15 protein-coding genes are annotated in these 16,294 nt (G+C 50.1%); 6 read left to right on the top strand and 9 right to left on the bottom strand.

Features of this window, described 5'->3' with window-relative positions; translation table 11 throughout:
• Positions 1–9 precede the first annotated feature (9 nt).
• Together F5I99_RS00840 and gshA are read left to right on the top strand one after the other, a co-directional pair.
• Positions 10–2,151 carry a Tex family protein gene (locus F5I99_RS00840; RefSeq protein WP_151053225.1) on the top strand — a complete coding sequence of 714 codons (2,142 nt, stop codon included), beginning with the start codon at positions 10–12 and terminating at the stop codon, positions 2,149–2,151.
• Positions 2,152–2,244: 93 nt separating this feature from the next.
• Positions 2,245–3,810: a glutamate--cysteine ligase gene (gene gshA / locus F5I99_RS00835; RefSeq protein ID WP_151053224.1), complete on the top strand. Its 1,566-nt coding sequence runs from the start codon at positions 2,245–2,247 to the stop codon at positions 3,808–3,810.
• A 19-nt stretch (positions 3,811–3,829) separates the two neighbouring features.
• Here gshA and F5I99_RS00830 read toward each other — a convergent pair whose 3' ends face one another.
• Positions 3,830–4,222, bottom strand: coding sequence for a flagellar basal body-associated FliL family protein (locus tag F5I99_RS00830; RefSeq protein WP_225307495.1), 393 nt, complete (start codon positions 4,220–4,222; stop codon positions 3,830–3,832).
• A gap of 186 nt (positions 4,223–4,408) precedes the next feature.
• On the opposite strand from F5I99_RS00830, the gene rsd reads away from it, so the two are divergent.
• Together rsd and F5I99_RS00820 are read left to right on the top strand one after the other, a co-directional pair.
• Entirely contained in the window at positions 4,409–4,885 is a 477-nt protein-coding gene (gene rsd, locus F5I99_RS00825; RefSeq protein ID WP_151053223.1) for a sigma D regulator, read from the top strand.
• Complete coding sequence (locus tag F5I99_RS00820; RefSeq protein WP_151053222.1) at positions 4,882–5,859, top strand: WD40 repeat domain-containing protein; 978 nt, start codon at positions 4,882–4,884, stop codon at positions 5,857–5,859. Before rsd ends, F5I99_RS00820 begins: the two co-directional genes overlap by 4 nt.
• Positions 5,860–5,914: 55 nt before the next feature.
• On the opposite strand, the gene F5I99_RS00815 is transcribed toward F5I99_RS00820, so the two are convergent.
• Positions 5,915–6,619 (bottom strand): FKBP-type peptidyl-prolyl cis-trans isomerase, encoded by a 705-nt coding sequence (locus F5I99_RS00815; protein WP_151053221.1) that lies wholly within the window; start codon positions 6,617–6,619, stop codon positions 5,915–5,917.
• A 117-nt stretch (positions 6,620–6,736) separates the two neighbouring features.
• Positions 6,737–7,240: a TIGR02444 family protein gene (locus F5I99_RS00810; RefSeq protein ID WP_151053220.1), complete on the bottom strand. Its 504-nt coding sequence runs from the start codon at positions 7,238–7,240 to the stop codon at positions 6,737–6,739.
• Between the two features lie 19 nt (positions 7,241–7,259).
• Between F5I99_RS00810 and F5I99_RS00805 the strand changes: the two genes are divergently transcribed.
• Complete coding sequence (locus F5I99_RS00805; protein WP_151053219.1) at positions 7,260–9,182, top strand: ATP-binding cassette domain-containing protein; 1,923 nt, start codon at positions 7,260–7,262, stop codon at positions 9,180–9,182.
• A 4-nt stretch (positions 9,183–9,186) separates the two neighbouring features.
• Here the strand turns inward: F5I99_RS00805 and F5I99_RS00800 are convergent, their stop codons facing one another.
• A complete protein-coding gene (locus F5I99_RS00800) occupies positions 9,187–10,518 on the bottom strand; it encodes an HDOD domain-containing protein (protein ID WP_151053218.1) in 1,332 nt (443 codons plus the stop codon).
• 88 nt (positions 10,519–10,606) lie between these two features.
• Between F5I99_RS00800 and F5I99_RS00795 the strand changes: the two genes are divergently transcribed.
• Positions 10,607–11,089, top strand: a complete 483-nt coding sequence (locus tag F5I99_RS00795) for an asparaginase domain-containing protein (RefSeq protein ID WP_151053217.1) — start codon at positions 10,607–10,609, stop codon at positions 11,087–11,089.
• Positions 11,090–11,096: 7 nt separating this feature from the next.
• Here F5I99_RS00795 and F5I99_RS00790 read toward each other — a convergent pair whose 3' ends face one another.
• The 5 genes from F5I99_RS00790 to F5I99_RS00770 all read right to left on the bottom strand — a co-directional run bounded on the left by F5I99_RS00790 (position 11,097) and on the right by F5I99_RS00770 (position 16,264).
• Entirely contained in the window at positions 11,097–13,211 is a 2,115-nt protein-coding gene (locus tag F5I99_RS00790) for a RelA/SpoT family protein (protein WP_151053216.1), read from the bottom strand.
• A gap of 85 nt (positions 13,212–13,296) precedes the next feature.
• Complete coding sequence (gene rpoZ / locus F5I99_RS00785) at positions 13,297–13,509, bottom strand: DNA-directed RNA polymerase subunit omega (RefSeq protein ID WP_151053215.1); 213 nt, start codon at positions 13,507–13,509, stop codon at positions 13,297–13,299.
• 54 nt (positions 13,510–13,563) lie between these two features.
• A complete protein-coding gene (gmk, locus tag F5I99_RS00780) occupies positions 13,564–14,181 on the bottom strand; it encodes a guanylate kinase (RefSeq protein WP_151053214.1) in 618 nt (205 codons plus the stop codon).
• Positions 14,182–14,349: 168 nt separating this feature from the next.
• Positions 14,350–15,267, bottom strand: a complete 918-nt coding sequence (locus F5I99_RS00775) for a GGDEF domain-containing protein (protein WP_151053213.1) — start codon at positions 15,265–15,267, stop codon at positions 14,350–14,352.
• A gap of 94 nt (positions 15,268–15,361) precedes the next feature.
• Entirely contained in the window at positions 15,362–16,264 is a 903-nt protein-coding gene (locus tag F5I99_RS00770) for a LysR family transcriptional regulator (RefSeq protein WP_225307494.1), read from the bottom strand.
• Positions 16,265–16,294: the final 30 nt, after the last annotated feature.

Below are 16,294 nucleotides of genomic sequence, written 5' to 3'. Positions count from 1 at the left end.
CCCTACGTAATGAACCTGACTGAACAGCTATCCTCCCGACTAAATATTCCGGCAAACCAGATCAGCGCGACGCTGAAGCTTATCGACGAAGGGGCGACCATCCCCTTTATTGCCCGTTACCGCAAGGAAGCCACTGGCGGGCTGGACGACACCCAGCTCAGGAAACTGGCCGAACAACTGGAATACTGTACCGCACTGGAACAAAGACGCACCACCATACTGGAGCAGATCCGCAGCCAGAATCGCTTGACGCCAGATCTGGAACGCGCCCTGCAGCAGGCTGATAGCAAGGCACGCCTGGAAGATCTTTACCTGCCTTATAAGCCCAAACGGCGCAACAAAGCACAAGAAGCGCGTGAAGCGGGGCTGGAACCTCTGGCCCTCTCTTTGCTGCAACGCCCGGAACAGCAGCCAGAAGGCTTAGCTGCTAAATTCCTGAATCCGTCTAAAGGTATCAATACCCTAGAGGATGCGCTTGAGGGCTGTCGCCATATACTGCTGGAATCACTGACAGAGCAACCCGATCTGATTGGACGCTTACGACAGCTACTCTGGCAACAGGGCATGCTTGAGGTCGCTGCAGCCAAAGGCAAGACGGATCCAGACAGTAAGTACCGTGACTACTTCAACTATGCTGAACGCCTGGCTCGAGTCCCCTCACACAGGGCGCTGGCAATCCTGCGAGGCAAGCAGGAAGGTGTGCTCAGTTTCAAGTTGCAATTGCCGGATGAACTACAGGAGCGGCCGATACAAGACATTGCCAATGCCAACCGCCTCTCCGTGCCACGCTGCTCAACCTGGCTGCTACAAACCCTGCAGCAAAGCTGGAAACAAAAACTGGCCCCGATGCTGGAGAATGAGCTCATCAAGCAACTGCGTAGCCAGGCAGAAACAGCGGCCATCGATGTCTTTGCGCGCAATCTACGTGATCTGCTGTTGTCGGCCCCTGCGGGTGCGCATGTGACACTGGGACTGGACCCTGGACTGCGGACCGGTGTGAAAGCCGCTATAGTCAATGCCACCGGGCAGTTACTGGCGTGCGACACCCTTTATCCACACCCGCCACAATATCAAGCTGAAGCGGCCCTGAGCCGGCTTGCCCAACTGATCAAAAAACACCAGGTCACCCTGATTGCCATCGGCAACGGTACCGCCTCACGGGAAACCCTGTCCTGGGTTCGCCCCCTGCTGCAGCAACCCCAGTTTGCCAACGTGGCGGCCATGCTGGTGAGTGAAGCAGGCGCCTCGGTCTACTCAGCCTCAGCCCTGGCGGCCCAGGAATTTCCACAATTGGATGTGACACTACGAGGAGCGGTTTCCATTGCACGTCGCTTACAGGACCCTCTGGCTGAACTGGTTAAAATTGATCCCCAGGCTATTGGGGTAGGTCAGTACCAACATGATGTTGATCAAAAAGCGCTGGCTAATAAGCTGGATGCCGTAGTCGAGGACTGTGTTAACCATGTTGGCGTCGACCTGAATACCGCGTCACAACCGCTACTGGAAAGAGTCGCCGGGCTGAACACTACGCTGGCAGCCAATCTGATCAGTGAACGCGAAGCATTAGGACGTTTTAGTAATCGCAAGCAACTGCTGAAAGTCCCTCGTCTGGGACCTAAAGCCTTTGAACAATGTGCTGGATTTCTACGTATTCGTGATGGCAACGAACCGCTGGACAATTCCGCTGTGCATCCTGAGTCCTATCCGCTGGTCAGGGACATAGCCGATCTCTGGGGTCTTTCTGTATCTCAGCTACTGAAAGCGCCTGACAAGCTCAAGGCAACTCAACCCGAGTCCCTCAGCCAACATGGCAGCTACACTTTGAAAGATGTACTGACTGAACTGGAAAAACCCGGACGTGATCCTCGCCCGGCTTTTCGCTCAGTGGAATATGATACTCGAGTCGAAACTATTGATGATCTACTTCCCGGCATGCAACTGGAAGGCGTCATTACCAACATCACCAACTTTGGTGCGTTCGTCGATCTGGGCGTTCATCAGGACGGACTGGTGCATATTTCACAGCTCGCAGACACCTATGTTAAAGACCCTCACAGCCTGGTCAGTAATGGTCAGATTGTATCGGTCCGAGTGCTCGAAGTGGACAGCAAGCGTAAACGTATTGCACTGAGTATGAAAAAAAACACCTGACACGCCTTGTCCAGCGTGACTGGCAACCCCATTCAAGATAGGTTGGTTTATAATAACCGCCATACAGATCACAATAAAACAGGGAATTGAATCTTGTCTGCTACCCTCGATCACCATCTGAACCAGTTGTTAAGCGATGGCAATAGCCGCCTACTAACACAACTTCAACACGGTCTGGAAAAAGAGGGCTTACGGGTCACTCCCACAGGTCATATTGCCCAAAGCGTACACCCCAAAGGGTTAGGTTCAGCGCTGACTCACAGTGAGATCACCACTGACTACTCGGAAGCGCTGTTGGAATTCATTACGCCGGTGTTTCATGATACCGACTTGATGCTCAGCCATTTGAGCGACCTACATCGTTTCAGTTATGAAGTTATGCAAGATGAACTCATCTGGTGTGCCAGCATGCCTTGCGATATCTCAGGAGAGGATGAAATCCCCATCGCCTTTTACGGTGACTCCAATATCGGTCGTCTGAAACATATCTATCGAGTAGGCCTGCAACACCGTTATGGCAAAATGATGCAAACCATCGCGGGTATTCACTATAACTTTTCCTTGCCCGAACAACTCTGGCCCGCTTACCAGGCGATCTGCAACGATAGTGGCGATATGAACAATTTCCGTTCAGCAAGTTACTTTCGGATGATTCGTAACTTCCGCCGCTTTGGCTGGTTACTGCTCTACCTGTTCGGCGCATCACCCGCCTTAACCCGCAGCTTTATGGGCCAACAGCCCCATAACCTGGAAAGCCTGGCCGGCGATACGCTTTATCAGCCTTGGGCAACGTCCTTGCGCATGAGTGATCTGGGTTATTCCAACCGCATACAGTCATCACTGAACATCTGTTATAACCGTCTGGACAGTTATACCGATTCATTGCAACGCGCAATTCACACCTCGCACCCAGCTTATGAGCGCCTCGGCGTGAAGGTGGATGGCACTTACCGCCAGCTCAACAGTAATATTTTACAGATAGAGAATGAATACTATAGTGATATTCGGCCCAAACGCGTAACGGAATCCGGTGAGAAGCCCATCCATGCACTGCTGAGCCGGGGTGTGCAGTATATTGAAGTACGTAATACTGATATCAATCCGCTGCTGCCCACCGGCATCAGTAGCGAGCAAGCCAGCTTTATGGATGCATTTCTGGTGACCTGCCTATTGTGTAATGATACTGAGCTGAGTGATGCCGAGTGCGGCATGATTGCAGAAAACCAACAACGTATCGTAAACCGGGGACGCGAACCAGGACTCACATTACTCACGGCCACCGGTGACATCAGCCGCACACAACTGGGTAAGACCATTCTTGACCAAGTTGCCCGCACGGCCGCCGTATTGGATGAAGCCAACGCTACCCAGCGCTACTCCAGTGCCGTTGAACTACAACGAGAAAAACTCCAAACTCCCGAGTTGACACCTTCAGCCCAGGTTTTAGCTGCCCTTAAAGCGGCAGGCGGGAGCTATCATCACTGGATCCGGGATCTAAGCCGACAACACCGTGATACCTTGATGCAAAAACCCCTGGCACCAGAACTAAAGGCTCGCCTGCAAAGCGAAGCTCAGACGTCGCTTCTGGAGCAAGCCAGCATCGAAGCAGCAGACAATATCAGCTTCGACGAGTTTCTGGCGAGCTACAACAAGGAATGATGTTACTTTAGTGGTCGCGTTACTGTATTACCAAACTGGTAAAGAACAGATCATCTACTTGAGGATGATCTGTTTCATCAACCAGTATTTGCTGCACTATTCGTAACGCCTTCTGAGCCAGCAGAGTCTGAGCTTCTACGGTAGCCAGATCCGGCTCTTTTTGCTCCATAAACAAAAAAATCAGATCATTGCGAATGTGCGCCTGGTGTTTTTCCACATCAATGCGACTTCCTCCATCAGCCAAATGCAAAGTCACATCGGCTTTCATAAAGCGCAGCGGCCCAGATGGCACTTCCCCAAAATTTGTCACGAAGGACTCCAACTCAATATAATTGAGGTATTCTTCACTCTGCACCAGGCTTGGCGGCATAATCACCAGTACCAGCATTAATAGCACACGTTTAATAACCACCTTTGTCTCCCGTTAGAAAAATAAGTCCATCTGTTGTTTTGATTTTATCTGATAGTTTTGTGACTGTCAGGTTGCCGCGCACCATCTCTCGCATTACTATGGTGCCGTAGCGCTGACTTGTTCATTACGGTTGTACGACAACTGACAAGCCGAGTCATTTTTTGAGTCACTAGGAGAACTTTAGCCATGTTGGAAAAATGTCGCAACGCCAAGGAGCGCTGGGGTGGAGTCAGTCAAATCATCGACCAATGGCTGGAACAGCGTCAGCAAGTCATCAGTGGATTTATCAATTTACCCGATGCCGAAGTAGGTGAGATGCTTAACGCTCGTCTGGATGAGTTTTGCTCTAACCTGATCGACTATATTTCATCCGGGCATTTTGAAGTTTATGAACAACTATTGAATGAAGGTAAGGACTTTAAAGACGGCAGCGTTGCTGAAGCCCAAAAACTCTTGCCATTAATTCAATCCTCCACTGATTCTGCTTTGGATTTCAATGATGTCATCCACGGCTTCAGCAGCCCGACACTACGTGAGTTGCGTGATTTTTCGACACAACTGTCATGCCTAGGGGAAAAGCTTGAAGAGCGTTTTGAGCTTGAAGATCAGTTGATTGAAATTCTCCACAACGCCCACAAAGAACAGATAAACGCAACGGCATGAGAGCCCCACACGTTGTTGTAATGATGCTGTTTCTGCTGCTGAGTGGCTGTGATTCGGCGCAACAACCTGAAAACCACTTATCACTCACAGCTGGAGGAGCTTACAGTGCCTCCATCTCTGAAGATGGCCGTTACGCCATGATCGGCTCTTTTGAACTAGGTGGACACCTTTGGGATTTGGTTAATCGTGAGCGTCTGTATGACTGGAATCATGTAGACGACGGCTTTTCTGACTTGGTCGCCAGCGCCTTCTCTCCAGATGGAAGCTACGTTGCTACGGCAACTACAACAGATCTGGTGCTCTGGCAAACCCGTGACGGCCAACCGGTATGGTTCTGGAGCAGCCCCGGTGAAATTCTGGATATGGCACTATCGGCCAATGGTGACTTTGCGCTGCTGGGACTAGCCAATCACACAGCCGTTTATTTTGATATTAAAAATGGCGGTGTTCGTCACACACTTCGCCACCCTGCCAGAGTGCGCAGCGTTGCTTTAAGTCAGGATGGTCGCTTCGCTTTAACCGGTGCAGATGATTATATTGCGCGTTTCTGGGATCTGGAAAATGAAACCCTACTGACGGAGCATGCGTTCGACAATATCGTCAACCGTGTAGCGCTTAGTCCAGATGCCCAGCTTGCCTTCAGCGCAGCCACTTTAAGCAGCGCAAGGCTTTGGCGTACCAGCAATGGCGAACAAGTTCATTCACTCAGTGGCGATGAATCCTTCTTTACCCGCCGCCTGAGTCATCTTTCCGCACGTTTCTCTGCTGACGGCAGTCAACTCGTGACTGGCACGGCCTCCGGGCGCGTCATGCTTTGGGATGTCGGAAGTGGCAACCATCTACGCAGCTGGCGTATTGAACAACGCGGGAGTATTGGACCGGTACAAACAGGTGTCTACGCTGTCGGCTTTTCAAGCCATCGCGAAGGGCTGGTTGCGGTTGGCTCCAATGGTCTGCTGAATGAACTGAGATAAGGTTAAAAAATCGCCCGGCGTCTAATCCGCTCGGGCGATTTTTCAGAACAAATAATTAATTATCTGTCTCTGGATTGACTTCAATGAGCTCAACCTCGAATACCAGCGTTTCATTCGGACCGATGGCATTACCCATACCATTAGCACCGTAGGCCAGATCCGCAGGGATGACCAATCGCGCTTTTTCTCCGGTTTTCATCAGCTGCAAGCCTTCAGTCCAACCGCCGATAACGCCATTCAATGGGAAAGAAACAGGCTCTCCACGAGCATAGGAGCTATCAAACTCGGTTCCATCGATCAGACTTCCACGGTAATGTACTTTTACCACATCACTGACCGAAGGGGAGGCACCTTCACCGGCTTCCAGTTGCTCATACTGCAGTCCGGATTCAGTTGTAGTGACACCGGATTTTTTGCCATTTTCTGCTAAGTAAGCCTGCCCTTTTTCAAGGTTTTCTGCAGCCATCTCAGCGAAAGCAGCTTGCTGTGCCTGCATTTGCTGTTGTTGAAATGCCTGCATGGTTGCCATGATTTCTTCTTCAGTCATCAGGGCTTCCTGATTACCGTAAACGGTATCAATACCCTGGCGGAATGCCTCGGTATCCAGAGTTTCAAAGTCCTGAATCAGAATATTTTCACCGATCATGACACCCAAACTATAACTTAACTTCTGCTCATCTGATGTCAGAGTCTGCGCATGCACACCCTGCGCCAGACTGACGCTACCGGCCATCATTACTGCCAGTGCAATTTTCTTCATAATCCCATCCTATCGTTTGTAAAAGCTGTTAGGCATTAACAGTGTAACTGTTAGTCGAACATTTAACGTCAAAGTTCAGTATTTTACCAGTCTATGACCAAATCACACATCCGAGTATTAATTAACCAGGACCAGTGCATCCACTAATTTATTGCAACAAGTCACCGCTGTTGTTGAATCCATTCCAACAGTTTTCAGATAGCTGGCTATATTTATCCGCGCAACGTCATCAGGCAAGATATCGGCTGAAGCGCCAGAGACTACCGGTGAAGATTTTGCCAGATATAGCTGCCATAACAAGGCGATATCAACCTGTTCAGCCGCAAGTTCACTCAACTTTAGCTGCTGATAACAGGACTGTAGCTCCGGGTATGTCTTACACATCTGTCTAACCTGATAACGCACCTGACGTAATGGGCTTAGCACAGGTTCACGCCATAGCGAATAGGCACTGGAGTAACGCTCAGGATGAAAATATTCACCCTTTGTTGCCAGCCAGCAGCACAACAATAGTGTATTTACGTGTAAACCCACTTCCTGCGCAGCCAGACAGGACTGTTCAACAGAAGAGTGTGAATAAACCTTAAGCGCATAACGCCAGAGTGGATTGTCCAACTGCATTTTATGCTAAAATCCCGCCATGATTCAGATGACTAACCTTAGCATACAACGCGGCACAACGCGGCTCCTCGATCACGCCAACCTGACCCTGCATCATGGCTGGAAGGTCGGTATTATCGGCAGCAACGGTGTGGGTAAATCCAGCCTGTTCCAACTTCTGCTTGGGCAGTTGCAAGCCGATACCGGTGACCTGAAAATCCCGCCGTCCGCGACTGTGTCACACATGGCACAGGAGGTCGCTGCGAGCGACCGTCGGGCTCTGGATTTTCTGCTGGACGGCGATCAGCAACTGCGCCATATTCAACAACAGCTGCAACAAGCTGAAGCGGGTCACAACCCGAGCCGTGCTGGCGAGCTCCACGCTGAGCTTGACAGTATTGACGGCTATCGCGCCGAAGCGAGGGCTCACCAACTGCTTAATGGCCTGGGATTCAAACCCGATGATGCAAATAAGTCAGTCTCTTCTTTTTCCGGTGGCTGGCGAATCCGCCTGAACCTGGCCCGAGCACTGATGTGCCGTTCTGATATCCTGCTGCTGGATGAGCCGACCAACCATTTGGATCTGGATGCTACGCTTTGGCTGGAACAGTGGCTAAACAGCTACCAAGGCACGCTATTGCTGATTTCACATGACCGTGACTTTTTCGACAATGTAATCGCTCATACCGTGCACATGTCGGCACAACAACTTACCCTGTACAAAGGCAATTACACCGCCTTTGAGCGTGCAAAATCAGAACGTTTATCACAGCAACAGGCCGCTTTTGAAAAACAGCAGGAACGCATCGGCCAAATTGAAAATTTTGTACGCCGCTTTCGTGCTAAAGCCACTAAAGCCAAACAGGCACAAAGCCGCCTGAAAGAACTGGAACGCATGGAGCAGCTTTCGCCAGCGCATATCGATAGCCCGTTCACCTTTGCGTTCAAAAACAGCGAAAAAACCTCATCACCACTATTGTCACTTCAGGATGTAGTCATGGGCTATGCTGGCCAGCCCGTGCTGCAAAAACTGTCGCTATCACTGACACCCGGGGAGCGTATCGGCTTACTGGGGCCAAATGGGGCCGGTAAATCAACCCTGATCAAAACCCTGACCGGCAGTCTGCTACCCATCTCCGGACAGCTGGTTGGTGGAGAACACCTAAAGATCGGCTATTTTGCCCAGCACCAACTGGAAGCTCTGGATCCTAACGCCTCACCCTTTTTACATATTCAGCGTTTATCGCCCAAGGCTACAGATCAGTCAATTCGAGATTTTCTCGGCAGTTTTGACTTTGTTGGTGACAAGGCGCTGGAACCGGTATCACGTTTCTCCGGAGGTGAAAAGGCGCGTGTTGCTTTGGCATTGATCGGCTGGCAACGCCCTAATCTGTTACTTATGGATGAGCCTACAAACCACCTTGACCTTGAAGTCTGCCATGCATTAACACTGGCTTTGCAAACCTTTGAGGGCAGCTTGATTTTGGTGTCCCACGACCGTCATCTATTGCGCAATACGGTGGATTCCTTCCTACTGGTTGCAGAAGGTCAGGTTAAGGAGTTTGATGGTGACCTGGATGACTACCAAAACTGGCTCGGACAGTACCGACGTCAACAGAATAACGATAACAGCCCAGCCCGTCCCGCAGATAGTCGCTCTCTCAGTGCAAACGAACGCAAAGAAATCAAACGTCTGCAGGCCGAACAACGTGCAGCCCTTCGACCACTACGCAAACAGACAGAGACTCTGGAACAGGAAGTCGCACGTCTCAGCAAGGAGTTGAGCAGCACCGAGGCACTACTGGCAGATGCCGATATCTATACAGCGGAACGTAAGGATGAATTAAAAAGCCTGCTACAGCGTCAAACGGATCTCAAACAAACACTGGAAACCCGTGAGCTGCATTGGCTGGAATTGCTGGAAGAACTGGAAGAGAAAGAAGCAGAACTAGAGGTTGAGTAAGCACTTACTCAACCCCTGAATGCCCAAATAAACGAGTCAGTTCTTGCAACTGTTCCTGACTACTTAAAAAAGCCTCAACAGCTTTATCTTTCAACTCTGGCGTGAGCCCAACACGAAGTAAATCACTGGTTGAAACCGGCTCAACTGGTCCGTCACAGTACCCTAATTCCCGCAGAATCCGACTAGCGACACTGATCAGTTGAGGATACTCTGCAAACTTGCCAGTATAATCAGGTTCATTTTGACGCCTGACAGCGACACAAATTGGTTCAGGCAAAGACCAGTTTTCCAGCAACCAGGCACCGACCTGTTCCCGCGTAAGGCGCAACACCTGCTGCTCCACCAGTGTATAAGACAGGTGTGGGTTCGCCTCTATATAACGTGACAGAGTTGAGAATTGAGCCGGAAAAAGGTGCGATAAAAGCAAATAACCAAAATTATGCAACAAGCCGGATAGGTATACTAACCCAGGCTTGGGTTTCTCATCAGTCTGCACCAGGTGAGCCAGGTGATCGGCAAATACTGCCAGCGATACCGACTGAAACCAGAAGGGCGTTCCACCTCTGAGCATATTTTCTGGCAGGCTCATGATGCGTCCCATCGCCACACCCAGGGCCAGATTGATTACCAGATCAAAGCCCAGTACACGAATAACGGCATCTTCAACCGACTCTACCTTGCCTGGGGCGGCATAATAGGGTGAGGCAGCCCAACTCATAACCTGAGCAGAGACCGGAGCATCGAGTTTAATTACCTTAAGCAGATCATCGATATTTGCATCAGGATTACCGCGTAACATTATTAACTTTTGCGTGGTTTGACTGAAACCAGGCAGGCTGAGAGTGTCTTCCAGTCGTTGACGGACACGCAGTGCTGAAAAATGTTCCAACGCTCGAGTGATCGCTTCCGCGTCACTTTGTTCAGGCGTATGCTCACGAATAAGTTCAGAAGTAAGACCCAAAGGGCCCGTATTAACAGCTTTTTGCAACCAGCCTTCACGCACCTTGAACCTGAGCCCAGTATAAGGCTCCCAAAGTTCAACCCTTTGCTTTTGGTCGATGGCACTGTCAATGATCAACGGCATTTCCATCAACTGCTGCTGACCCCAAGGTGTTTTGAGTCCATCCTGGGTAAAAAAGCGTTGGGAATCGCCACAACTGACCGGTTGTAGTTGCCGCCCGGTCAAACGCCAGAGGGAAGCCAAATTCAACAAAGCATGAGCGGGAACCAACACCAAGGCTTTTCCCTGTTTATCATGCACCAGAGCGATTCTGACCACATTTTGCTCAATATGACCTAAGGGTCTTGCGCCGACAGACAATTTACTACCCCTCATGATTGTAATAATCTGTTTATTATTGCAGCTAGTGTAACAGAAGCTGCAAAAAACCAAACCAATTCACTACAAGTTATACGGAATCACCATGCATCTTCAGATCATCACCACAGGCGGCACCTTTGACAAGGTTTATTTTGATGCACTGAGCGAGTTCAGCATCGGTGATCCAGCGGCTGAAGCCATTCTACATAACATCAATCCAAACCTGAGCTGGGAGGTCACTAGCTTACTGCGCAAAGACAGTCTGGAACTCACCGATGCTGATCGCGAGCTGATCTATCAGACCGTAACCAACTCTCCGGCTGAACACCTGGTCATCACCCACGGTACAGACACCATGACTCAAACCGCACAACAGCTGAAAGACATCTCGGGGAAAACTGTTGTTATCACCGGCGCAATGCTCCCCGCATTGTGTAAACAAACCGATGCCGAGTTTAATCTAGGCGGTGCCGTAGCTTTGGCTCAGACCCTACCACACGGGGTGTACTTATTCATGAATGGCCGTGTATACGACCCTGATAAAGTTACCAAAAATCGTGCCGCCATGCAGTTCCAGGATGCTTGATCACCGATCAAGGGCGGGTTATTTTTAACACCGCCCTTAAACGACGTAACTTTCTGATAACCTCAGCCAAGTGCACTCGGTTGCTGACAGCCAGATCCATCTGCACCTTGTAGATCTGCCCTTCATGCTCGCCACTATCGATTTTCAACAAGTTTGCACCTGCCTGGCTAACAGCCGAGGCCAGATTGGCAATAATACCGCGCTGCGACTCCACCTCCAGCAGCAAAACCACCGGATACTCATCTGCATCACTGCCCGACCACTCGAGATAGATGCAGCGTTCAGGATCATCACGCAAATCTCCCAAATTACTGCAATCGGTCCGGTGCACTACCATGCCTTTACCCGCGCTCAGGTAACCGACAATAGCATCACCCGGTAGTGGGTGGCAGCAGCGGGCATACTGCAGCACCACACCTTCAACACCTTTGATGGCAATAGGTTTGCCATTCACCGTCTGAGGTGATTCCTCATCGCTACCGTCTGGCTTGAGACGACGAGCCACCACGTAAGCCATGCGATTACCCATACCTATATCTTCCAGCAGATCCTGAAGAGAAAGCAGTTCAGCCTCTTGTAACAGGGCGGTCAGCTTTTCAGAATCCACATGCTCCAAACTGGTACCGTAATTACTCAGGAACTGATTCAGCAAGCGACGCCCCAGCTCGACAGACTCATGGCGTTGCTGGTTTTTAAGAAAATGACGGATGCTGGATCGGGCTTTGCCGGTCACTACAAAATTCAACCAGGCCATATTAGGTTGAGCGCGTGGTGTTGTGACCACTTCAACCGTCTGACCACTTTCAAGTGGTTGCGATAAAGGTGCCAAACGCCGATCTATTCGGCAAGACACACAGGAATTGCCTATATCTGTATGCACGGCATAGGCAAAGTCTACCGGTGTCGCCCCTTTGGGCAATTCCAGAATGCGGCCTTTGGGAGTGAACACATAGACCTCATCGGGAAACAGGTCTTTTTTCACATGCTCGATAAACTCCATCGAGTCACCGGCACGCTCCTGCATTTCCAGCAGACCTTTGACCCACTTGCGAGCACGGTTGTAGGAACCCACCGCGCTGTCTGAATCTCCATATACTTTATAGTGACTGTGTTCCGCTATGCCCTGGCTGGCGACCGCATCCATTTCACGCGTACGTATCTGCACTTCAATGGTGATATCCTTGGCGCCAAACAGATCGGTATGCAATGACTGGTAACCGTTAGCCTTGGGGATGGCAATATAGTCTTTAAAACGACCGGGCACCGGCTTATACAGATTATGCACGGCGCCCAGTATGCGGTAACAATCATCGACACTTTCGGTAACGATACGGAAGGCAAACACATCCATAATATCAACAAAGGCTTTGCGCTGGGTTTTCATCTTTTTATAAATGCTATAAAGATGCTTCTCGCGCCCTGCGACCGAGCCAGACAGCCCTTCCATTTTTAAGCGATTATCGATGGCTTTTTCTATGCTGGAGATAACATCCTTGCGTTGTCCTCGCGCTTTCACTACCGCACGGCGAATATACTTAGCCCGCATCGGGTAATAAGCCTGAAAGGCCAGATCTTCCAACTCAACCTGCAGATCACGCATACCTAATCGCGCCGCAACAGGAGAGTAGATATCCAGTGTTTCACGGGCGATACGGCGCTGTTTTTCCGGTGGCATAGCACCGAGCGTGCGCATATTGTGCAGCCGGTCAGACAGTTTGACGATAATGACACGGATATCCTCCGCCATCGCCAACACCATTTTCTGAAAATTTTCCGCCTGCGCTTCGGCTCGGGTTTCAAATTCCAGGTGGGTCAGCTTGGACACACCGTCCACTATGTCAGCTACGGACTGGCCAAACTGCTCAGATATGCCCTGATAGCAAATATCAGTATCTTCAATAACGTCATGCAGCATGGCCGACATCAGGCTCGGATGATCCATGTGCATACTGGCAAGAATGGAGGCTACAGCAAGCGGATGGGTAACATAAGGCTCGCCGCTTTTGCGCCGTTGACCATCATGGGCTTGCTCAGCATAATAGTAGGCACGCCGAACCAGATTAATCTGGTTTGGATCAAGATATTCAGTCAGACGCTGAGAAAGATCGTCAATTGTCGGCATCACCCCTCCCGTATTCAGACCAGCTATTCAGAGAAAATAACCGCCCTACCAAGATGATGCCGCATAAGTGAAGTAATTGGAAGAATCAGAACTCGTCGGCGTCTTCAAGCACTGAACGATCAATCAAGCCTGCGCTGATTTCCCGTAGTGCCACAACGGTCGGTTTATCATTTTCCCATTCAACCTTGGGATCTTTACCACCTATAGCCAGTTGACGCGCACGTTTTGACGCTACCATTACCAGCTCAAAACGGTTTTCCAAATTATCCAGACAATCTTCAACAGTTACTCGGGCCATACCAACCTCAGGATTCGGGGCAAAAAGATGCGATAGTTTACGAAATGACCAGTTTCACGACAAGAGCTCAGACAGCAAGGCAGCATGTTTTATCTGCTGAGCATCCTGTCTTAACCGTCTGGCAATGAACAAACTATGCAGTTCTTCAAGGGCCTGGTCAAAATCATCGTTGATTATAACATAATCAAACTCAGGATAATGGCTCATCTCATCAACAGCCTTAGACATTCGCAACGCAATCACTGACTCGTCGTCCTGACCCCGCCCTTTGAGGCGTTGCTCAAGCGCCTGACGCCCAGGTGGCAGGATAAACACTGACACAGCCCCGCGCATCAAACGGCGCACTTGCTGTGCGCCCTGCCAGTCAATTTCCAGAATCACGTCAACCCCGTCAGCCAACCGATCCTTCACCCAGGCCTGAGAGGTACCGTATTTATTGCCAAACACATCAGCATATTCAAGAAACTGCCCCAGTCCGATCATTTCATCAAAGGTCTCATGACTGACAAAATTATAATCGCGGCCCTCTATCTCTCCAGAACGAGGCGAACGAGTGGTATGTGAAACTGATACGAGAACGTTAGTATCTTGTTGCAATAACGCTTTCACCAAGCTGGTCTTACCTGCACCAGAAGGTGCTGAAATAATAAAAAGTGTTCCTGGCGTATTCATGCCCTTATCCTGAATAAAGTTATCATTAAATGAAGTAGCTGCTCAGTGTATTTGCTGATTAATAGTAAAACATTCTACTAGCTAATGCTTAAATCACAGACCAGGTTAAACTGTTATGCAACACAAAGTGGCCTCGATGCACTACCGAACTCGCCGGAGCTGAGTAGTTTACTGCAAGCACGCCTTCACACGGTTACGCCCTGCATGTTTAGCTTGATACAAGGCCGTATCCGCACGTTGCAACAGGCTCTCAAACTGCGGATCAGAGATAAGAAATTCACTGACGCCCAGACTGATAGTAATGGCTCGTTCATATTGTGGAAAACAAGCACTGAGTTCTCTGAACACCACTTCCCGCATGCGCTCAGCCAGATGCAGTGCTTGTTCCATCACAGTGTTTGGCAATACCACGATAAACTCTTCCCCGCCAAAACGGGCCAACAGATCATTATCCCGCAGAGTTTGTTGGCAAATATCACAAAGGGTAGTCAGCACCTGATCCCCCATCAAATGTCCGAAGCGATCATTGACCTGCTTGAAGTGGTCAAGATCAAATAAAATCAAGGATGTAGGGTGGTGATAACGCTGAAACTCGCTGAAGCGACTCTGTAACAGATCAAATAATGGGCGCCGGTTAGCCACTCGGGTTAAGGGATCTGTTTGACTGGCCTCCAGCAACTCTTTTTCCAATAGTTTGCGCCGGGTAATACTTCTCGCCACCCAGATTACAGCACGCTCACCCTCGACACGCCGAGGAAAGGGTTGGATATGCCCTTCAAACCAGATTACCCCATCGGGTCCAGCCTGGCTTTCCAGCCCCTTAACCTGTGCTGCCGATAATGGATACTCTACTTTGACCAGGCCGCCTTTATCCCAGGCCAGCTGCATATGCTGCATCACCCATTCAGCAACATCAGCAGACAACACATCGGCTAAATAGGCACCAACCAGATCATGGCCACTGTGATAATAATTTGGATCTGCATGTCCATACACTCCCGCATAGCGTCCTGTTTCCGTAAGCACAAACACAGGGTCCGGCAGGGCATTCAGTACTGCCAGCATTTGCTCCGGATTTAGGCTCATGAACAGGCTTCCAATAAATCTAATTTATACCAAGTGAATTCTATGCACTATGGCCTATTCTAGGGATTTGACGCTGAATTACTACTGGGGCGGCCTACTCAAGTTTGGATAACTCATCAAGTGAGTAGGAGTGCTCCCGTATTAGATCCAGCATCGCGGTCGCTGCCGCTGAATGCAAGCCACGGGAGGGGGTGATAATACCCAATGACCGTGGCACATAGGGGGCTGTTAATGACCGCCAACCCACACCTTCCGAAGAGATTTGACGAAAGCTAAGGGATGGAAGCGCGGCAACACCTAACCCTGCCGCAACCATTCGTCCTGCTGTACCAATTTGACTAACCTCACACATTAGATCCATCTCCATGTGCAGCGCTCGCAATACACCTTCGATGGCGTTCCGTGTACTCGAAAGTCGGCTCACCGCAATGATAGGGTAGCGCAACAACTGATCCCAACGAACCTCTTGCCGCTCAAGTAACGGATGCCCAAGAGGACAAACAGCGACGAAATGGTCTTCAACCAAGGGTTCAAAATGAGTTGCCTCAGCACGAGGCGGTTGGACTGAAAGACCAATATCCGCACGATGGTCGCTGACTAAATCATCCACTTGTGAAGCCAGCACATCATGAACACTAATTGAAATATTGGGGTAGCGTTGGCGATAATCCGACAGTACGGCTGGTAGAAAACCAGCCGCCAGTGTAGGCAGTGCCGCGAGTGTTACTTTGCCTCGCTGCTTATTGAAAAGCTCACCAAGATCACCCAAGGCCTCATCCCAATCTCCGATCAACCGTCTAGCCGTCGGTAAAAAAAACTTACCCTCTGGAGTGAGCTGTACGCCTCTGGGAGACCGATTGAGAAGCGTGCCTCCCACCGACTCTTCCAATTTTCGAATAGCAATACTTAGCGCAGGCTGCGACATGTGCAGACGCTCAGACGCCTCAATAAAGCTACCAAACTCGGTGATGGCGACGAAGGCTTTGAGTTGTCGCATGGAAGGTTGCATAAAAAAAGTAAAAGTCTC

Origin of the sequence: Nitrincola iocasae (assembly GCF_008727795.1) — a bacterium.
Taxonomy (GTDB): Bacteria; Pseudomonadota; Gammaproteobacteria; order Pseudomonadales; family Balneatricaceae; genus Nitrincola; species Nitrincola iocasae.
This window is presented reverse-complemented; position numbering and strand designations above follow the sequence as displayed.